Below are 21,263 nucleotides of genomic sequence, written 5' to 3'. Positions count from 1 at the left end.
GTAAATAGTAGTTTAAATGAAAAAAAGATCGTAGATAGTTGGAGTGAATCAAGGATGGCAGAAAAAATAATTGTTGTTGATGATGAAAAAGAAATCGCCGAGTTAGTCACGACGTTTCTAAGGAATGAAGGCTTTCAAGTGGAATCTTTTTATGATGGAACGAGTGCTTTGGCTTATCTCGAAAAAGAAACAGTCGATGTGGCAGTTTTAGATGTGATGCTGCCGGATATCGACGGCTTTCAGCTGTTACAGACCATTCGCAAAACCCACTTTTTTCCAGTACTGATGCTCACTGCCAAAGGAGAAGATCTGGATAAAATTACCGGTCTAAGTCTAGGTGCAGATGATTATGTGACTAAACCCTTCAATCCATTAGAAGTTGTTGCTCGGGTCAAAACGCAACTACGGCGATACCAACGATACAATCAGTCAGCTGTTCCGCAGAAGATTGAAGAATACGAAAAGGAAGGCTTACTGTTGAAAATCAACAGTCACCAATGTTTTCTTTATGGCAAAGAGGTTTTCTTGACCCCCATCGAATTTAAAATCCTGCTTTACTTATTTGAACACCAAGGATCGGTCGTTGCCTCGGAAACCCTTTTTGAAGCAGTCTGGAAAGAAAAATATTTAGACAACAATAACACAGTGATGGCACATATTGCCCGTCTGCGGGAAAAGCTAAACGAACAACCCCGCAAACCGAAATTAATCAAAACTGTATGGGGGGTCGGCTATATCATTGAAAAATAGAAGTCCATTGATCCGGAAACTTTTGACTCAATACTTTATCACCACAGGTGTTTTAATGCTCCTTTTGATTCTGATCCCTTTAACTGTTCGCTTTGTAGCAGGATTGAGGGTTTGGTACGGCTATGAGCCCATTTATCAAATATTACGGCTTTTTGCTGATTATTGGCTCGTCTGTCTAGCGATCGGTGCCTTGCTGATTTGGGTGAGCACAACGATTTATTATATGAGTAAAGCCATCAGCTATTTGAATGAAACGATTCAAGCCACGAATCAATTGATTGCTGAACCTACGAAGCGAATCGTTCTTTCCAGCAATCTGATCGACGTGCAAGAAGAAATGAACCAGTTGCGGGAAAAAAACCTACAGGATCAACGAGCTGCCAAAGAAGCAGAGCAGCGGAAAAATGATTTGATCGTCTATCTCGCACATGATTTACGCACACCTTTGACCAGTGTGATCGGCTATTTGACACTTCTAGAAGAAGAACCGCAGCTTTCTTCCGAACTACGCGCACGCTATACCAAGATCGCCTTGCAAAAAGCCCAGCGGCTAGAATTATTGATCAGCGAATTTTTCGAAATCACTCGTTTTAATCTTACAACGATCGCCTTACAGACCGAAACCACGGATCTTAGCTTGATGCTAGAACAGTTGACGTTCGAATTTTTACCGCTGCTAGAAGAAAAGAACCTTCATTGGCAACTGCAGCTACAGAAAAAAGTCTATGCGACTGTCGATACAGAGAAGATGGAACGCGTCTTTGATAACTTGATTCGCAATGCCATCAATTATAGTTATGCCGATTCCCCCTTGCATTTAGCCATCAGTGCCTCTGATGATATCCTGATTCGTTTGACCAATCATGGAAAAACGATCCCTGCTGAAAAGATTGGCTTGATTTTTGAGCCTTTTTACCGCATGGACGCTTCCCGAGCAACGGCGACGGGTGGGACCGGTCTGGGGCTGCCGATCGCCAAAGAAATCGTTGAGGCATTAGGTGGAAAAATCTGGGCGGAAAGCCGTGACGAAACCATCGTCTTTTCGATTCGTTTACCAAAGGCAGCAATGGAAAAAAATGAACAGCGATCAAAGCCCCATCCATCTGAACCAACTGCTTAACAGGCAAACAACCTGAGCATTTCGCTGTTCCCCTTCTAATTCAGAAGGAGGAAGAGCTGCTCAGGTTGTTTTTTATTGATTGCTTATTGATACACCAATGATCGTAACGCTTGATCGACTTTTTCTGCCGCTAAGCGTCCTTCACGAATCCCCCAGATGACTAAACTCGGTCCTCTTTTAGCATCTCCTGCGACTAACACTCGTTCATTGTTCGTCGTGTAATCATCGTACACTTCTCGCACACCAAAGGCATCGAAGAGTTGGGTCTCTGCACCAACAAAGCCCATTGCCAACAAAACCAAATCCGCCTTGATCACTTGCTCTGTGCCAGGGATCGGCTGAAACTGTTGATCTACTGAGACCGTTTCGATGGCGATCAACTGGCCGCGTTCGGCGCCGATAAAGGCTGTTGTGGACACCCCATGATACGTCACTTGTGTTTGCAGGACTTCAGCCGCTTCTTCTTGCCCATAGCCTGTGCGGGCTGTCATTGGGTATTCAGGCCAGGGATTGCTGTCGGTACGTGTCAATGGCAGTTGGGGCGTGATCTCCAATTGACGCACAGAAGCGGCTCCTTGCCGAATCGCTGAACCAATACAGTCATTTCCAGTGTCGCCGCCGCCAATCACGACGACGTGCTTGCCAGCAAGTTTTTTACTTGTTGCCGCTTTGCCATGCTTTAAGACATCTTTGGTTGCTTCCGTCAGATAATCGACTGCAAATTGCACCCCAGTCAATTCACGACCTGGAATCTTCAAGTCACGAGGAACACTAGCTCCTGTTGCCAAAATGACCCGATCATACTGAGCGGACAATTCTTCTGCTGACAAGTCACGACCGATCTCCGTATTAGCGACAAAGGTCACGCCTAGCTCTGCCATCAAGTCAATACGTCGCTGCACAACATCTTTATCTAATTTCATATTTGGAATACCATACATCAGTAAACCGCCAAAGCGATCACTGCGTTCATAGACCGTCACTTGATGTCCTAGTTGATTCAAGCGCCAAGCAGCAGATAAACCAGCCGGTCCGCTACCAACGATTGCCACCTTGAAACCAGTCGCTTCTTGAGGCAACCCGGAGGCTTTGACCCAATCGTTTTCAAAAGCAGTATCGATAATAAAGCGTTCATTGTCGTGGATCGTGACACCTGAGCCATTCAGTGCCTCGGTACAGCCTTTTTCACATGGAGCTGGACAAACACGTCCAGTCATTTCCGGTAATGGATTGGTTTTGGCAAGACGCTCAAAGGCGGCTTGGAAACGCCCTTGATAAACCAGATCATTCCATTCAGGAATCAGGTTGTCATTGGGACAACCTGAAACCGCCCGTTGCCCGCCGTAAAAAGAACCAGTATGACAAAAAGGAATGCCACAATTCATACAGCGCGCCGCTTGCTCTTGACGCTCATTTTCAGGCAATGGCGTCTGTAATTCTTGCCAGTCTTGGATACGTTCTGAAACCGGTCGGGTAGGATTTTCTACTCTTGGGTACTTTAAAAAACCAAATGGATCTGCCATATTAGTCGCGCTCCTTTCCTGGAATAGTCAATTGTGGACCGACGACGGCTTCGAAAGCTTTCGTCACAAGTTCCTCCCCGATAAATCCTTGCTCAGCCAAAGTCTCCGTTGCTTGGATCATCTGATGGTACTCTGTCGGATAGACTTTGATGAAATGTTGCTGCTGATTTTCCCAATCTTCTAAAATCTCAGCCGCCTTCAATGAATCTGTATAGGCAAAATGCTGCTGGATCATCTCCTTCAGCTGATGGTCATCGCCACTTTCGCCAATCCGGTACAAATCAACCATTTCCCGATTGCATTTTTCTGCAAAAGTTTGATCAGGGTCATAGACGTATGCCACGCCACCGGACATTCCGGCACCGAAGTTGCGGCCGGTTTTTCCTAAAATCACCACGACGCCGCCAGTCATGTACTCACAGCCATGGTCCCCAACACCTTCTACAACGACTTTGGCTCCACTATTACGGACGCAAAAGCGTTCGCCAGCAATGCCGCGGAAATAGCCTTCACCCCGATTCGCCCCAAAACAAGCAACGTTACCGACAATCGGTGAATGCTCTGCGTCATAAGCGGCATCATCAGGCGGCACAATGATCAAACGGGCACCACTCAGTCCTTTGGCTACATAATCGTTGGCCTCGCCAATCAGTTTCAACTGGATGCCCTGGGTGGCAAACGCCCCAAAACTTTGTCCAGCAATGCCGCGGTACGTAAACTGCAACAAGCCTGGCGTTACTTCGTAATTGCCAAAGCGTTCTGCGATCCAGCCCCCTAAACGAGCGCCGACTGAACGTTGAACATTATTGATCGTATGATTCATAACGATTTCTTGATTATTGTCGATAGCTGCTTGGGCAAAAGCGTCTAACTCTGACCACTGTCGTTTCTCAAGGAATGGGTCCGTCACTTTGCGCTCGATTGGGATCGTCGTCCCAATCATTCTAGAAAAGTCTAACGACTTTGCTTTGCCTTTGGCAACGAAGCGTGGTGTCAACACTTCCGCGTGTCCTACCATCTCATCAATCGTGCGAAACCCTAGCTCGGCCATTGTTTCCCGTAAATCTTCTGCTAAAAAGTACATCGTATTGATGATGTGCTCAGGTTTCCCTGCGAAAAATTTGCGCAACGCTGGATTTTGCGTAGCAATGCCGACAGGACATGTATTGATACTGCAAACCCGCATCATGACACAACCAATCGCAACTAGCGCTAAAGAGGCAAAGCTATATTCTTCTGCTCCTAAAAGAGCAGCAATCGCGATGTCTCGACCCGTCATTAATTTTCCATCTGTCTCTAAGGTCATTCGCTGCCGCAAATGATTCATAGCTAACGTTTGATGGGCTTCTGCAAGCCCCATCTCCCAAGGCAAGCCAGCATCACGAATCGAATTTCTCGGAGAAGCACCGGTCCCACCGTCATAGCCTGAGATCACGACTACGTCTGCGCCGGCTTTGACGACACCGGTAGCGATCGTACCCACGCCCGTACTAGAAACCAATTTGACATTGATCCGTGCATAGGGATTGATTGCCTTTAAGTCATAGATCAGCTGGGCTAAGTCTTCAATCGAATAAATGTCGTGATGTGGTGGCGGCGAAATCAATCGGACCCCAGGTGTTGAGCCACGAATCTCAGCGACCCATGGGAAGACTTTGTTGCCTGGCAATTGCCCCCCTTCACCAGGTTTCGCCCCTTGCGCCATTTTGATCTGGAGTTCGTCCGCACTCATTAAATATTCGGCGTTGACACCAAAACGGCCAGAAGCTACTTGTTTGATGCGACTATTATAATTAATGCCCTTCACTGGTTTGAAACGATTTCGGTTTTCGCCACCTTCTCCACTGTTGGATTTTGCCCCGATCGCATTCATTCCTTCAGCAATACAGCGATGTGCCTCTTCACTTAGAGAGCCGTAAGACATCGCACCGACTTTAAATCGTTTGACGATCGTTTCAACTGGCTCCACCTCAGCTAATGGAATACTGCGTCTTGTGTTCGCAAAAGTCCACATAGAACGGAGGGTCGTTGGATTCTCTAACGCGTCTTGGTTCATCTCCGCCGCATATTCTTTATAAAGCGCATAGCTGCCGGTACGAACAGCTTTTTGAAATCCATAGATTGTTTTTGGATTGAACAGATGATGTTCCCCGTCAGCTTTGTATTGGAAACTACCACCCGAATCAAGATAATCCACGCGTTTCTCGCCATACGCCGCTTCATAACGCGTTAAGTATTCTTGCTCGATTTGCGCTAATGAAAGTCCACCGATACGAGTAACCGTGCCGGTAAAGTATTCGGAGATAACTTTCTCAGAGATACCAACAGCTTCAAACAATTGCGCCCCATGGTAACCGGCAATCGTTGAAATCCCCATTCGTGACATGATTTTGACAATGCCCTTTTCACATGCCTTACGGTAACTTTCGATTTTCTCTGAAAGCTCAAAATGTGCCAATGTCTGGTAAGCCCCATAAGGGTGGACCCCACTTACTCCGTAGCCGACTAACATGGCATAATGATGGACCTCACAGACTTCCGCAGTATCCGCAACGATTGATGCCAAGGAACGTTTGCCTTTTCGCACCAAGTAATTGTGCAGACCTGATACCGCCAAAAGGATCGGAATCGCCACTTTTCCTTCTTGCGCTTGGATGACTTCCCGATCACTTAAAATGACGATCGTTGCCCCAGAATCGATTTTTTGCTCCGTCTCTTTAAAAAGCGCTTCTAATGCTTGTTGCAAAGCTGCCCCGTTTTCTGGTACATAATCATAAAGAATCGACTGTAAAGCCGCTTTTTGACCATTTTGATCTAACTGTTTGATTTTTTCATATTCACTCGTTTTTAACACCGGACTAGCAATCTTCAGCTTATTACAATTGATTCGAATGTCCTTTGAAACATCCCCATCTCGACCTAAAAACAGCTCGGTACCGATCACCAATTTTTCGCGAATCGCATCGATTGGCGGATTGGTCACTTGGGCGAATTGTTGCTTGAAGTACGTAAACAAGGATTGGGGACGTTCGCTCAAAATAGCTAAGGGTGAATCAAACCCCATGGAGATCACTGGTTCTTCTCCCGTTTGAGCCATTGGTAAAATCAACGTGCGAATGATCTCATCCGTGTAACCATTTCGTTTCCAAAGGGTCTGGATCGCATCATCTGCTGTTTCCTCCTGCTTCTCAGTCTCAGGAAGCAGCTCTGGTGTCAATAAGTGATCCGCTAGCCACTCCTGGTAAGGATGGGCATTCGCATAATGCGCTTTGATTTCTTGATTGCGTAAGATCACCCCTTTTTTGGTATCCACCAAAAACATATTTGCTGGTCCAAGCACCCCTTTTTCAATCACTTCCGATGCTGGAAGATCCACAACGCCTGACTCAGAGGCCACGACCACAAAACCAGTTTTCGTGATCGAGTAGCGAGATGGCCGTAACCCATTTCGATCGAGTGCAGCCCCTACCAAATCCCCATCTGTAAAACATAAAGCTGCCGGTCCATCCCAAGGAGCCATAAAGCTTGCGTTGTACTCATTAAAAGCCGTCAGCTCCGGTGACAATCCAGCTTCTTTGGACCACGCTTCTGGCACCATCATCAACAGTGCTTGAGGAATATCTCGCCCTTGACGGTACAAATATTCCATACAATTTTCTAGTTTCGCCGAATCAGAATTTTCATCATCATAGACTTCGATCTGATGTCCATGCATCCAATTTTCTGCCCCGCGTAACGTGTTGATTTCGCCATTATGGGCTAAGAAACGAAAAGGTTGCGCCCGACTCCAACTTGGAAAGGTATTTGTCGAAAAACGAGAATGGGTCAAAGCAATACTCGAAGTCATTTCTGCGCTTTGAAGATCTTTGAAAAATAAGCCAACTTGATAGGCATGCAGCATTCCTTTATAAACAACTGTCTTACTGGACAAGCTGCAGATAGACAACTCATCGGTATGATACGTTTTTTCCAGTTTACGTCGTAGCCGGTAAAGCTGATCTTCAAAGAGACGTCCAGCAGCTACATCGACAGGTTTTTCAATAAAGACTTGCACAAATGAGGGCATGACTTTTTGCGCCCCCGGTCCACACTGATAATAATCATAAGGCACATCCCGTTGCCATAAAACGGTAAAACCCATTTGTTGAATATCTTTGACTACTTCTTCTTGGACCTGTGCTGCTCGGAGCTTTTCTTTCGGTAAAAAAAACATCCCAACAGCATAGGCGCCTTTTTCAGGCAATGAGATTTCGGCCTCTTTTGCTCGCTGTTGAAAAAATGGGTCAGGCATCGCCATCAAAATTCCAGCTCCGTCACCTGTGTCAGGTTCAGCGCCAGTTCCCCCTCGGTGGTTCATCCGTTCTAACATTGTTAAGGCATTTTGCACAAGTTCTCGGGAATAGCGACCATCTTTTTGTGCAATAAACCCCATCCCACAAGCATCTTTTTCAAAAGCGGCATCGTACATCGTTTGGTTCGTTTTCCTCATCATCTCTAAATCACTCATGGAATCACACTTTCTTTCAATATTCTGAATATTCCGATTTTTAACAGTTTACAACCTGTTTTTCTATCTGGCAAGTTTTTTTTACTTGATCCGAGCTCGTTGGTTTCTTCTGTTGACAGTGAAATACTCTATCTCGAACAAACAATTGACTACAGACCTTAAAGAAGAAACTTCGTCTAGTAAGGTTTTTTTATTATACAATAAACTGTCGAAAAATTATTGCAAACAAATGAGAATCGTTATCAATTGCCACCTATTTTCTCATATTCATGTCAGAAACGTGCGTTTTTCTCCCATTCTCAAGGAATAAGAATGAGCAAGCGCAAAAAAAGATGACCCGCAATGGGGTCATCTTTTTTCGTTCTTTTATTTTTCAAAGCCTTCTGCAACTGCTTCGGGATAGTTTTCTTTGACGATGGTTGCACAATGCCCACAAAGTGTTGGCAGTTGCTCTTCTACACCAACATCTACCCGGACTTGGCGACAACGTTCACATACTTCCCCTTCGGCTTTTTCAACTAAGATCGCCACATCCTCAAATTGATATGCCGCTTCAGGAGCTGCTTCACCGGCTTCTTTGATCGTTAAGAAGTCTGGTGAAATGATCAGCAGTTGTGCAATATCTGAATCGATAGATTTTAGCAATGCCGCAACTGGCTCAGTTGGATAAACAGTGACTTTCGCTTCAAAGGACTTTCCGATCAATTTTGCATTACGCGCTTCTTCTAATGCTTTTAAGACATTGTCACGGAAATCAAGGAAGGCCCGCCAAAGATCGAGCAGTTCTTCTTGGTTAGCAAATGTATCATAGCCAGGGAACTCCGCTAACTGTACGTATTCCTCTTCTTCTTTCAAGTGTGACCAGATTTCTTCTGCGGTATGCGGAATGATCGGTGTCAATAATTTAGTCAATGCAACCGCTGTTTGATAAAAGACAGTTTGCATAGCACGGCGTTGGAAATCATTTTCAGCTTCGATATAAACGACATCTTTCGCAAAATCCAAATAGAAGGACGACATATCGACTGTCAAGAAGTTGATGACTGTCCGGTAAATATGCAAGAAGTTATATTTTTCATAGCCATCTTCCCGAATCGTTTTGATGGTTTGATTCAAACGAACCATCATGTATTTATCGACAGAACGCAAGTTTTCAAAAGGTACGCTGTCTTTTGCTGGATCAAAATCACTCGTGTTCGCTAATAAGAAACGCATGGTATTGCGAATCTTCCGATAGACTTCTGACACTTGATTCAAGATATCCATAGACACTCGGACATCCGCTTCGTAGTCAACACTGCTGACCCAAAGACGCAAAATATCCGCACCCATTTGATTGATCACTTTTTCTGGTGCAATGGTATTACCAAGAGATTTACTCATCTTGCGACCTTCGCCATCTAAGGTGAAGCCTTGAGACAAGACGGCTTTATATGGTGCGACTTCATTGATCGCAACACTAGTCGTGATACTTGAGTTGAACCACCCACGATATTGGTCAGAACCTTCCAAGTACATGTCAGCTGGGAACGTCAATTCTGGACGTTGACGTAACACGGCTTCGTGAGAAGAACCTGAATCAAACCAAACATCCATGATGTCAGTCTCTTTCGAGAATTTGCCATTTGGTGAGCCCGGATGCGTGAAGCCAGCTGGCAGTAATTCTTCTGCTTCTTTTTCAAACCAAATCGTTGAACCATGTTCAGCAAACAAGTTTGCCACATGCTCGATCGTTTCAGGCGTAATGATGGCTTCGCCGTTTTCTGCATAAAAGATTGGCAACGGAACGCCCCACGCACGTTGACGAGAGATCACCCAGTCGCCGCGGTCGCGAATCATATTGTATAAACGAGTTTTGCCCCATGGAATGATCCAATCTACTTTTTCGATTTCATCCAAAATATTTTGACGGAACTTATCAATAGACGCAAACCATTGTGGTGTTGCCCGATAGATGACTGGTTTTTTCGTCCGCCAATCATGTGGATAGCTGTGAGTAAAGAAGTTTAGTTTTAGTAGGGCTCCTTTTTCTTCTAAAAGCTCAGTGATCATTGGATTGGCTTTGTCATAAAAGACCCCTTCAAATCCTGGTGCTTCTTCTGTGAAGACCCCACGGCTATCGACTGGTGATAAGACATCTAGACCATATTTTTTGCTGACGATGTAGTCATCTTCCCCGTGTCCTGGTGCAGTGTGGACCAAACCAGTACCGGCATCCAATGTCACATGGTCCCCTAACATCAATAGAGACGTACGATCATAAAAAGGATGTTGTGCCGTCATTTTTTCCAATTGATCGCCAGCCAATTCTTGTAATACTTCGACAGATTCCCAACCGATCTCATTCGTCACGGTTTCTAATAAATCTTTTGCCACGACGAATTTGCGGCCATCGGCCAAGATTTGAACATAGGCAAAGGTTGGATTCACAGAGATTCCTAGATTCGCTGGTAAGGTCCATGGCGTCGTCGTCCAGATAACAAAAGATGTATCTGAATCAAGCAAATCTTTGCCATCTGCTACTGGGAAAGCCACATAGATCGATGGTGATTTCACATCTTTGTATTCGATCTCAGCTTCTGCTAATGATGATTCACTAGATGGTGACCAGTAAATTGGTTTCAATCCTTTGTAGATGTATCCTTTTTCTGCCATTTTTCCGAACACGCGGATTTCTGCTGCTTCATAGTCTGGTGTCAATGTGATATATGGATGATCCCAGTCACCAGAAACGCCTAAACGTTTGAAATCAGCTCTTTGTGTATCCACTTGTGTCAAAGCATATTCTTCACATTTTTTCCGATATTCTGCCAAGCTCATTTCTTTGCGCTTGATTCCTTTATTGGTCAGTACTTGTTCGATCGGCAAACCATGAGTATCCCAACCAGGTACATAAGGTGAACGGAAACCTGACATCGATTTGGAACGTACGATGATGTCTTTACTGATTTTGTTCAATGAGTGTCCAATATGGATGTTTCCATTTGCGTAGGGAGGGCCATCGTGTAAGACAAAGGTTGGCTTGCCTTCATTTAATTCTTGACGACGTTGATACAATTGATTTTCTTCCCATTCTTTTTGCCAATCCACTTCGCGGTTCGGCAAGTTGCCTCGCATTGGAAAAGCGGTTTTTCCAAGATGCAGTGTTTCTTTCATTTTCATTCTTGTTTCGCTCCTTTTCGTCTCTCAACGTTTTGGTATAGTTTCAAAATCCATCGACTCGATCAACCGATTGCTTCTATTGAACCTGTCAAATGGATTGGTTGCCATAAACTCAATGCATTTAGGATTCACTGATTGTTAACAGTTGATCAGCGTGATTCCTAATTTGGTTACTACGCTCCCTACGGTCGCCTAGTACTGTTCATCATCTATTCTGTCTTCCTTCGTAAGCCAATCATAGTGATTCTTAGTACGGTTACTACGCTCCCTATGGTCGCCTAGTACTGTTCATCATCTATTCTGTCTTGCTTCGCAAGCCAATCATAGTGATTCTTAGTACGGTTACTACGCTCCCTATGGTCGCCTAGTACTGTTCATCATCTATTCTGTCTTGCTTCGCAAGCCAATCGCAGTGATTCACAGCAAAAAACACGTCCGTCCCTGGTAAGGGACGAACGTGTTCGTGGTACCACCCAAATTTTATTGTCGGTTGACAATTCTTTGATGATCGGTAACGGGATCAGGCGTCGTTCTCTACTCGAGTCTTTGAAAAGTCAGCTCTTTCAAGAACGCAACTCACAGATGATCTGATTTCTTACAGGGTTTTATTTGGCTTCCACTCTCCCAAACTCGCTTGAAAAATATAAGAAATTTTTCTGTTCTGTGTCTTAGTTATTATCTGTCTTGTTCAATTCGTCTAATAAGTTTCTCGCATCATCTAATGTTTTCACTTCAGGGCTTTCACTTACATCAACGATTTTTTCATCTGATTCAACAATGTCCACATCAAATGTTTCCACTGCTTCTGAGTTTACTCCAGAACCATTTTCACTGTCAAGTTCTTTTGACAAAACTTCTCTGATCACTTGGTGGGAATCTTGTACATAGCTTGAAAATGGCGCCAAAATTTCTTCCCACTCAGGACTCTTCACTTGTTCTAATTGCGTTTGCAACATAACTAATAAGTTGTTATGGAAGACTCTGGTTTTCTTCTTCAAGTCATTTGTTTCTGTCGCCAATTGACGGGCATTGTCGGTTGCATCCGTCAAAATCTCTTTGGCTTTTTCTTCCGCTGAGGTCATCAAGGCATGCGCATGTTTTTCTGCAGTAGCAACCATTTCATCCGCACGGTTTTGAGCAGAAGTAACGATTACTTCTGATTCTTTGCTTGCGCTTGTTTTTACTTTATCCGCCGTATCTTGAGCCACGATGATGGATTGATTCAAGGCATCTTTCAATTCATTGAAATATTCAAGTTTTTCTTCTGCGTGTTTCAACGATTTTTCTAACTCACGATTGCGTTGAACGGCTTCTTCATAATCACGAACGATCATATCCAAGAAGTCATCGACTTCATCTTGGTTGTAGCCTCTCATTTTTACTGAAAAGTTTTTATTTTGAATGTCTAATGGAGTTAATGCCATATTCTATACACCTCTTTGATTTATTTACGTAATACACCTAATAACAATCTAACTTTTTCTTTTTTCGTGGTTCCTTCTAACCCCTGTATTTGAATCCGACCAAATCCTCTTACTGAAACGATATCCAGTAAATCCAGAACAAAATCTGGTCGTAATGCTTCTGTCCAGTTTACTTTTACTTTTCCTGATTCGATCAACTGTTTCGAACGCTGACGAGAGATGTTGTACACGGCAGAGATCACTGTATCAAGACGCAATGAGCTAACCGTTTCTCTTTCCTCGGTCCAACCATCTTTAGGCACGATCAAATCGGTATATTTTGTTTCTTCCAATCGAACGGATACGTTACCGATTTTATCCACTTGGAGTTGAATAAAATGACTGACTTCAGTGGCAACGAATACTTGCCATATTTCACCATCGGAAAGAATGTCTCCAAAATATTCCCTCTTGACTCCAGTCCCCATTAATGTGCCTAAAACTTTTCCATGACTCAACACCGTAAATTTTTTCGGGTATTGAATCGTAAATAAAGTCATGTCAAACTCATCGGTGGTGGGCTCATAGTAATCGGGATAAATCAAACAACGTCGTCTCTCAGCAGCTTCATATCCACCAAAAAAGCGGAAACTTAAATCCGTTGATTGACGAATCAAGCTTTCTAAGATATACGCTTGTCTCGGATCTAAAAAATCAGTCAAGTAAGGCGCATACTGCATTTGCACTTGTTCGATCCATCCTTGAGCGGAATCAATAAAAGGGCGTTCATCGTTTCGAAAATGTTGATAGACATTTGCGTTCACCGATAACCACCCCTTACGTTAAAATAAAATTGATTGTAGGATCAATATCAATGCTTGTGATGCTAGCTGTAAGACAATAATTGCAAATGCAATCGTAAAATCGATACCAGCAAAACTTAATTTCAATCGATCAAATAAACTCAAATACGGTTCACACACTTTTGCTAAGAAACGGCCAAAAGCGGACTGATACCCTCCTGGAAACCAAGACAAAAGTGCATAGATCACTAATAAAATGGTATACAGATAAACAGCATCACTCAGTAATTTAACGAATCTCAAGAATAAAATTGGCGTTCCTCCTCACTTTAGATATCAAAAAAATTGGTATCTGCTAATGTTTGGGCAGTGCCTTCAATTTCCATACCCTTAGGCGTGCAAAGAAAAATTTCATCGCCAACACGCTTGATATCACCATCTTCAGCGTACACTGCTCCTGTTAAAAAATCAACTATTCGACGAGCTTGGTACTCTTCAATTAAATGAAAATTAACAAGTACAGCATCTCCATTGATGACTTGCTTCGCAATCCCCATAGCTTCTGAATAAACGCGTGGTTCTACGATCGTTATTTTTCCAGCCATTTGTGGAGAAGTTTCTTTAGCTTTTGTGTCTTTGACTCTCGTATTAGTTCTTTGTTGCGCCATTGGAACGACTTTTTCTTCCGTCTTAGGCACCGATCTTACTCGTTCAGCCGCCGCTGAGGATTGTTGATAGGCAGCAGTTTGAGGCTGCTGTCTGTATTGATAGGCTTGATTTTGTGGTTGACTTGTTGTATAAGAAGCCGCTTGGCTAGAAGCACGCGTACTCGCTGTTGTTCTAGGGGCGGTAAAAGCTCCTCCTTGGTTCACAGCTGGTTTCGCTGCCGTGCGTGCCGATTCTTCAGTGGCAAATGTTTCTTCATAATAATCTTCTTCGTCAGTCAATCCAAAAAAATTGGTCAGTTTCTCTTTGAGCGACATCGGTCAACCTCCTTTTTTATTGAAATAATGCTGTTCCTACACGAATAAATGTTGCGCCTTCTTGAATCGCAATGGGAAAGTCATTACTCATTCCCATACTCGTTTCTAAGCAAGGGGCATGTGTAAGATGCAGGTCAGCGATCTGTTGTTGAATCCTTTTTAATTCTTTGAAAATCTGATGCTGCTCGTCTTTGGAAGCAGTGAGCGGGGCCATCGTCATCAATCCAACAACACGAATTTTGTCGAACGAAGCGAGTGCTTCAATAAAAGCCACCACCTCTTCTACGAAAATCCCTTGTTTCGTTGCTTCCTGCGAAACATTCACTTCCACAAAGCAGTTGATCGGATGCTCTGCTCGTTTTTGAATTTCTTGTGCCAGTTTGATTGAATCCAACGCATGGAAAAAATCAATCTCATTTATAACTGATTTTACCTTTCTGCGCTGTAAATTACCAATAAAATGCCAACGGACATCTGGGTAATCAGTTAATGCTGCTTTTTTTTCAAGTAGCTTTTCTACTCGATTTTCTGCACAATCACGCACACCATTTTCTAGAAGTTCTCTTGTCGTTTCTGTATCGACGGATTTTGTCACAGCTGTCAAACAGACCTCACTGGCATTTCTAGAAACAAGAGCACAGGAGTCCTGTATCTCTTGCTGGATCTTGTGCAAGTTCTCAGAAATCATGTGCTCTGCCCCCTAGCGTTTACGACGGAAAAATGGTGGTGTGCTTAATTCGTCGTCATCATTCGAGCGTACTTCATCACGGCTGAAGGTGTCGAATTCTTTCTTTTCTACATTTTCAAATGTGTTTTCTTCTACTTTAGGTCGTACATTTTGTTCTTTACGGATATCCCAATCACCAAAACCATTGCTTTCTTCTGCTTGTGCAGGACGCGCTTGGTCCATATCTAAGGTTGGTTTTTGTGGGATAGAATGAATTTGGCTTTGACTTTGTCTGCTAGAGCGAGACCCACGTTCTTTTTTAGAAGGGTCAATGCCGGTTGCAATGACAGTCACACGGATTTCATCGCCTAAGTCTTCATTGATTGATGTACCTAAAATAATATTTACATCACCTGTTGCCGCATGAGCGACGATATCAGAAGCATCTTGTGCTTCAAATAAAGTCATGTCCAATCCGCCAGTGATGTTCAATAGCACTTGTTCAGCACCATCGATCGATGTTTCTAGCAATGGTGAAGAGATTGCTTTTTTCGTTGCTTCGATCACGCGTTCTTCGCCGCTAGCAACGCCGATTCCCATCAAAGCGGTGCCTTGATTTTCCATCACTGTTTTCACATCAGCGAAGTCTAAGTTGACATAGCCAGGTGCAGTGATCAAGTCTGAGATCCCTTGAACCCCTTGACGCAAGACATTGTCTGCTTCACGGAATGCTTCAAGCATTGGCGTTTTCTTGTCAACAACTTCTAACAAACGGTTGTTTGAGATGATCAATAAGGTATCGACATTCTCTTTTAATTTAGCGATTCCTTCAGCAGCAAAACGGCCGCGTTTTGGTCCTTCAAATGTAAACGGACGAGTAACGACGCCGACTGTCAATGCGCCGATTTCTTTGGCAATTTTAGCTACGATCGGTGCAGCACCGGTCCCGGTTCCGCCACCCATACCAGCGGTAATGAAAATCATATCCGCGCCTTCTAATGATTCACGAATAGAATCTTCACTTTCTTCTGCTGCTTTTTGACCAACTTCTGGTTGTGAACCAGCACCAAGACCACGGGTATATTTAGGGCCTAATTGAATGACTGTTTCTGCTTTTGAATTTTTTAATGCTTGAACGTCAGTGTTGGCTGCAATAAATTCTACGCCTTTGACATTTTCTTCGATCATACGATTTACTGCGTTGCCGCCACCACCGCCGACTCCGATGACTTTGATCACAGCGCCGTCATTGATGTTATTATCAATTGAAAATTCCATAGTTTATCTTCCTCCTGAGAATCGTTTTAGATTATTCAAAGATATTTGAGAAGAAATCTTTTACTCGGTTTGTGATCGACTCACCTTTTTTCTCTTCTTCTGTTTCTTCATAAGTTTCTTCTGGAGCTTCATATTGTTCGTAATGCACTTCTTGTTGTTGAATGGCAACGGGCTGTTGCGCGACTGTTTTTTCACCAGTGATCGCACTTTTGGCAAGCTGATAGACTTCGCTTAAGTTTGCTGAATAGTCAACGATACTGATTACATTGGTGAATACAGGATTTCTAAGTCCCATATGATTAGGAACGTAAAGCTTAACGTTTGTTTCGAATACTTCTTGAGCCAAATCTACGACACCCGGCAGGCTTGCAGCACCACCAGTCAAAATCACGCCACCTGGCAAATCAAGTCCATCAATTTCATCTAAGACTTCTTTTGATTTGGTAAAAATCTGTTCCATACGTGCTTCGATGATTTCTGACAAATAGCGTTCATCGATCTTCACAGGTTCTGATTTCCCAATCACATCCACTGGAAATTCTTCACTAGCGGACGTCCGTTCAGGATACGCATCCCCATAATTGATTTTTAACGCTTCTGCATTGTTGAAGGAGGTATTTAAAACTGTCGAAATGTCTTTTGTGACAAATTCGCCACCCTCTTGGTTCACATGGGTAAATTTCAATTGCTTGTCGTGCATCGCTGATGTCGTCGTTTGGCCGCCGCCGATGTCGATAACGATCGTACCAAAATCTTTTTCACCATCAGATAAAATCGATTCTGTCAGTGCTAATGGCGTAATGACTACTTCATTAACGATCAGACCAGATTTTTCCACACATTTACGAATGTTGTGAATGATGGTTTTTGGACCTGTATAAACCACACCAAACATCTCTAGGCGAACACCGATCATGCCACGAGGATCTTTGATCCCTTCAAAACCATCCACTGTAAATTCTTGCGGTAAGATAGCAATGATCTGTCTTTCAGGAGGGGTTGAACGTACAAGTGCTGCGGAAGCAACATTGCGGACGTCTTCGTCGGTGATCTCTTTTGATTCACTGTTGACAGCGATCATCCCTTGACAATTTTCCACTTCAAGAAGATTGGCTGGTACACCAACACTTACACTGCGAATTTGAATTCCTGCTTTTTCTTCTGCTTGTCTTACTGCTCTTTGAATGGCTTGTACCGTTTTATCGATATCTACAATGATGCCACGGTTGATTCCTTCTGATTTTGCATTTCCTACACCAATGATATTCATTTGGCTGTCAACGTATTCGGCTACTACAACTTTTACAGATGTCGTACCGATATCAAGGCCAACATACATTCCCGTTTTTGCCATGGATGGGGTTCCCTCCTACTTAAATTGGATATATAGCGAACCATCACAGTCCGTTTTTAGAGTTCATTCGAATAATTTGTTCACTGTTACCAATTCTACCATATAATGGCGCTTTTTAGAAACAAGTTAATGAAAAAAACTCTTGAATTTTTCCTAAGAATCACTATCAGCTGTTTGATTTTCGTCTGCATCGTCTTCTTGTGTATTTGAAATTGGATAAGTAAAGATCCCAACTTCCATATCCACAATACTGTCCTCGGTCAAATCTTTGGCAATTTGCGGATAATACTGCATTTGACTCACCATATTTGAGATATTGACAATCACTTGATTGCCATCATTCATAAAGAGAGTTAACAGTTCATCATTGCTGTCACGGGGGGTGTATTTGATTTGAGAAATGCCATCTCGAATTTCTGAACTTAATTCTTGATAGGCACTGAGTGTCGCCTTGATTTTGTCTTCAGCCGAAAAATTTTCTAAAACCGGCAATCCTTCCTCTGGCTGCTCACTGATATCATCCAAAACAGCGCCATTTTCCAAAACTGGTGCATAGCCGCCATCTTTGGCTAATAAAGCCACTTCCTGGAATTCAGTGACAGTGATATCAAAACGATTAATACCAGATAAAGAAATAGAAGCATTTTTTATGCGCGGCAATTCTTTTTTGATTGCTGCTACACTCTGATTCCGTTCAAAAAATTGCGGCCACATCTCTTCATTGACGGCTAGGTCAGAATTTTTGAGAATCGCTTCTGCGGATACTTCTTGATTGCCTTTGACCACCACATTAGCCAAACGACTAAGCGGCGAAACAAAATACAAAACAATCAGCAAAGGAATCATCAGTAAACCGATAATCAGCGCTAAACGGCGAATCAATACTTGATTGCGGTACGCCTTTAGATTAGGTAGCCGGTCAGCAAAGGAGCGAGCCTTTTTTTCTGGCTCAGGCAGCTCTTCTTTCCCAGCGTCGGTTTCTTCTATCGCTTGTTCTGCTTCAAAAAGTGCTTCTTCTGCCAACTCCTCTTCATCTTCATGCGCTTCTTTCATGTCTTCTGTTTCTTCAGAAGCGGGTGAAGACCAAGCTGGCTGATTGCCTTTTTCTTGCAAATATTTTAGATTTTCTTTTTGCCAAGGGGTCAACTCTTCCGTTGACGAGGGGGTTTGATCATCATGAGGTGTTTTGTCTTTACTAATGATAATCGCTCCTTTCTATCCCACACATTGTACTATTTGATTACCTCTTGCACAAGTCGAAATAATCGTTCTGAGGCATCGCTGATCCCTTGTTCTTTTGAGGCTTTGGCCATCTTACTACGAAGGGCTTCATCTTGCATGATACTATCTACTGCTTCCACGAGGTTTTGGCTGTTTAGTTCATGATCGGCAATCATTTTGACTGCTCCTGCATTAGCTAAACTTTGGGCGTTCTTTGTTTGGTGGTCATTAGTCACATAAGGGCTAGGAATCAGAATTGCTGGAATCCCTAATGCCGTAAATTCGGCAATCGATGTGGCACCTGCTCGTCCAATCAACAAATCACTATTTGCCATCACTTCTGCCATTTGATCGATATAGGGACGAATACTGATATTAGGGAAAGCATCTTTTGACATCCCGATTTTTTCTTCGATCTCTTTGTAATACCTTTCGCCAGATGCATAAAGTAACTGATACTCTTTTTGAGCAAAAAGCGGCAGCGCATCAATGATCGCTTGGTTGATTTTCAGAGCTCCTTGACTCCCACCAAAAACCAAAACCGTTTTTTTCGCCGGATTTAAATCGTAAGAAGACAAAATCGTCGACTTTTGACTATTCCGTACTTCTTGCCCCCTGGGATTGCCCACTAGCACCGTTTTCTTCGCTGGAAAGTATTGAGAAGCATCGTGAAAAGCAATGGCGATTTTATCCACATACTTGGTTAGAAACTTATTGGTGATTCCAGGAACACTATTTTGTTCATGAATAATGGTAGGTATTTTCAACTTCGCTGCAGCAAAGACCACGGCGCCAGAAACATAGCCGCCGGTGCCAATCACCACATCCGGTTGAAACTCCTTGATGATTTTCTTTGCTGCATAATAGCTTTTCATGAAAAGCTGGATCGTTTTTACGTTATCAAAAGACAGCTTACGCTTAAAGCCTTGGATCTCTAACGTTTTAAAAGGAATACCTGTTGGAGGGACGATTTTATTCTCTAAGCCCCTTGTTGCACCAATGTATAAAAATTCGGCTGTCGGGTCAATCTCTTTTACGTAATCGACAAAAGACAACGCTGGATAGATGTGGCCGCCAGTACCGCCGCCAGTCACAAGTATTTTCATGTCCTTCACTCATTTCTATTTAAGTTCTGCTACTGCCGCCATAAATTTGTCGCCGCGAACTTCAAAATTAGGGTATTGATCCCAACTTGCATTCGCCGGTGACAATAGAATCGTATCTCCAGCAGCACTTAAAGAAAAGGCAACTGGGACGGCTGTTTCAACATTGTCTGTCATTTCAATCGTTTTTACGCCAGCTGCTTGAGCGGCTGAGGCTAATTTTTCTTTTGTTTCTCCAAACACTACGATAGCTTTGAGTCCTTTTAGTGCTGGAACCAACTCATCAAAACTGTTGCCACGGTCCAAGCCGCCTGCCAATAAGACCAATTTCTCATTGTCAAAACCGCCTAAGGCCATTTCTGTTGCTAAGATGTTGGTTGCTTTGGAATCATTGAAAAATTTCACCTGATTGATTGTGGTGACATACTGGGTCCGATGAGGTACCCCAGTGAAGGTTTGCAACGCTTGTTTGATTGCTTCGTTTGGCATATTGCAAAGTTTTCCAACAGCGATCGCCGCTAAGGCATTTTCAATATTGTGTGCCCCTGGTACGCCAAGTTCCTCCGCTGCCATAATTGCTTCTTCTTTATAGTAGAGCATCCCATCAAGCATATATGCTCCTGCTACTTTTTCCTTGGTGGAAAAAGGAATGATTTTCGCCTTTGATTTGGCCGACAGTGCTTCTAGTTCCGGTTGGTTCCAGTTGATCACTAAATAATCGTCAGCGGTCATTCGTTGTTGCAAGCGCCATTTTGCTAAGACATATTCTGGGCGACTACCATGGTAATCGATATGGGCTTCATATATATTCGTGATGACAGCGATTTTCGGCCGTAAGGTATCGATTCCCATCAATTGGAAACTTGAAAGCTCCATCACCAAGCGATCTTCAGGCTTAGCTGTTTGAGCAACGGAACTTGCAGGAAACCCGATATTTCCAGAAAGCAATGCCTGTCCTTTTTCCATTCCAGCATTCAAGACATTGGCGATCATAGTCGTTGTGGTGGTTTTTCCATTCGTACCAGTAATACCGATAATCGGCGCTTCAGAGATTTGATACGCTAGTTCCACTTCCGTGATCACAGGAATTTTTTTCTCTAAAGCTTTTTGAACAAGAGGTTGTGAATAGGGGATCCCTGGATTTTTAACGACTAGCGAAAATCCTTCATCCAATAATTCAATCGGGTGGCTGCCAGTGATCACTTTGACCCCTAAAGCCAAAAGATCTTGTGCTTCTGGATTTTCAGCAAATGGCTTTCCGTCATTAACGGTCACAAGTGCGCCCAAATCATGTAACAATTTGGCCGCACTGAATCCACTACGCGCTAATCCTAGCACAAGAACTTTTTTATTTTGATATGTTGTAATTTTTTTCATTTTCTTCATCTC

General features: G+C 43.4%; 15 protein-coding genes. 2 read left to right on the top strand and 13 right to left on the bottom strand.

What is annotated here, in order from left to right; translation table 11 throughout:
• The first annotated feature begins 54 nt into the window (after positions 1 to 54).
• Positions 55 to 750 carry a vancomycin resistance response regulator transcription factor VanR-C gene (gene vanR-C / locus ACIPK1_RS07235; RefSeq protein ID WP_400450385.1) on the top strand — a complete coding sequence of 232 codons (696 nt, stop codon included), beginning with the start codon at positions 55 to 57 and terminating at the stop codon, positions 748 to 750.
• Complete coding sequence (gene vanS, locus ACIPK1_RS07230; protein ID WP_034872467.1) at positions 740 to 1,870, top strand: vancomycin resistance histidine kinase VanS; 1,131 nt, start codon at positions 740 to 742, stop codon at positions 1,868 to 1,870. Before vanR-C ends, vanS begins: the two co-directional genes overlap by 11 nt.
• Before the next feature lie 83 nt (positions 1,871 to 1,953).
• Here vanS and ACIPK1_RS07225 read toward each other — a convergent pair whose 3' ends face one another.
• The 13 genes from ACIPK1_RS07225 to murD form a co-directional block, all read right to left on the bottom strand.
• Entirely contained in the window at positions 1,954 to 3,393 is a 1,440-nt protein-coding gene (locus tag ACIPK1_RS07225; protein WP_086299199.1) for a glutamate synthase subunit beta, read from the bottom strand.
• 1 nt (position 3,394) lies between these two features.
• Positions 3,395 to 7,900 (bottom strand): glutamate synthase large subunit, encoded by a 4,506-nt coding sequence (gene gltB, locus ACIPK1_RS07220; RefSeq protein WP_400450382.1) that lies wholly within the window; start codon positions 7,898 to 7,900, stop codon positions 3,395 to 3,397.
• Between the two features lie 366 nt (positions 7,901 to 8,266).
• Positions 8,267 to 11,062: an isoleucine--tRNA ligase gene (ileS, locus tag ACIPK1_RS07215; RefSeq protein ID WP_400450381.1), complete on the bottom strand. Its 2,796-nt coding sequence runs from the start codon at positions 11,060 to 11,062 to the stop codon at positions 8,267 to 8,269.
• A gap of 668 nt (positions 11,063 to 11,730) precedes the next feature.
• Positions 11,731 to 12,486, bottom strand: a complete 756-nt coding sequence (locus ACIPK1_RS07210; RefSeq protein WP_005237274.1) for a DivIVA domain-containing protein — start codon at positions 12,484 to 12,486, stop codon at positions 11,731 to 11,733.
• A gap of 20 nt (positions 12,487 to 12,506) precedes the next feature.
• Positions 12,507 to 13,289, bottom strand: coding sequence for an RNA-binding protein (locus ACIPK1_RS07205; RefSeq protein ID WP_016613826.1), 783 nt, complete (start codon positions 13,287 to 13,289; stop codon positions 12,507 to 12,509).
• An 18-nt stretch (positions 13,290 to 13,307) separates the two neighbouring features.
• A complete protein-coding gene (locus ACIPK1_RS07200) occupies positions 13,308 to 13,571 on the bottom strand; it encodes a YggT family protein (RefSeq protein ID WP_005228822.1) in 264 nt (87 codons plus the stop codon).
• A gap of 26 nt (positions 13,572 to 13,597) precedes the next feature.
• On the bottom strand, positions 13,598 to 14,251 hold the full coding sequence (locus ACIPK1_RS07195; RefSeq protein WP_400450379.1) for a cell division protein SepF: 654 nt from the start codon (positions 14,249 to 14,251) through the stop codon (positions 13,598 to 13,600).
• 16 nt (positions 14,252 to 14,267) lie between these two features.
• On the bottom strand, positions 14,268 to 14,939 hold the full coding sequence (locus ACIPK1_RS07190) for a YggS family pyridoxal phosphate-dependent enzyme (protein ID WP_008377340.1): 672 nt from the start codon (positions 14,937 to 14,939) through the stop codon (positions 14,268 to 14,270).
• Positions 14,940 to 14,951: 12 nt separating this feature from the next.
• Positions 14,952 to 16,196, bottom strand: coding sequence for a cell division protein FtsZ (ftsZ, locus tag ACIPK1_RS07185; protein ID WP_005237278.1), 1,245 nt, complete (start codon positions 16,194 to 16,196; stop codon positions 14,952 to 14,954).
• A 31-nt stretch (positions 16,197 to 16,227) separates the two neighbouring features.
• On the bottom strand, positions 16,228 to 17,550 hold the full coding sequence (gene ftsA / locus ACIPK1_RS07180; RefSeq protein ID WP_005237279.1) for a cell division protein FtsA: 1,323 nt from the start codon (positions 17,548 to 17,550) through the stop codon (positions 16,228 to 16,230).
• 153 nt (positions 17,551 to 17,703) lie between these two features.
• Positions 17,704 to 18,696 carry a cell division protein FtsQ/DivIB gene (locus ACIPK1_RS07175; RefSeq protein ID WP_005237280.1) on the bottom strand — a complete coding sequence of 331 codons (993 nt, stop codon included), beginning with the start codon at positions 18,694 to 18,696 and terminating at the stop codon, positions 17,704 to 17,706.
• Between the two features lie 86 nt (positions 18,697 to 18,782).
• Positions 18,783 to 19,877: an undecaprenyldiphospho-muramoylpentapeptide beta-N-acetylglucosaminyltransferase gene (gene murG, locus ACIPK1_RS07170; protein ID WP_005237281.1), complete on the bottom strand. Its 1,095-nt coding sequence runs from the start codon at positions 19,875 to 19,877 to the stop codon at positions 18,783 to 18,785.
• A gap of 15 nt (positions 19,878 to 19,892) precedes the next feature.
• Complete coding sequence (murD, locus tag ACIPK1_RS07165) at positions 19,893 to 21,251, bottom strand: UDP-N-acetylmuramoyl-L-alanine--D-glutamate ligase (protein WP_005237282.1); 1,359 nt, start codon at positions 21,249 to 21,251, stop codon at positions 19,893 to 19,895.
• Positions 21,252 to 21,263 lie beyond the last annotated feature (12 nt).

The sequence above is a fragment of the Enterococcus sp. NPDC086594 genome (assembly GCF_044746145.1).
Lineage (GTDB): Bacteria > Bacillota > Bacilli > Lactobacillales > Enterococcaceae > Enterococcus_D > Enterococcus_D entomosocium.
The sequence above is the reverse complement of the archived record's forward strand: the minus strand, read 5'-3'. Positions and strand labels throughout refer to the sequence as shown.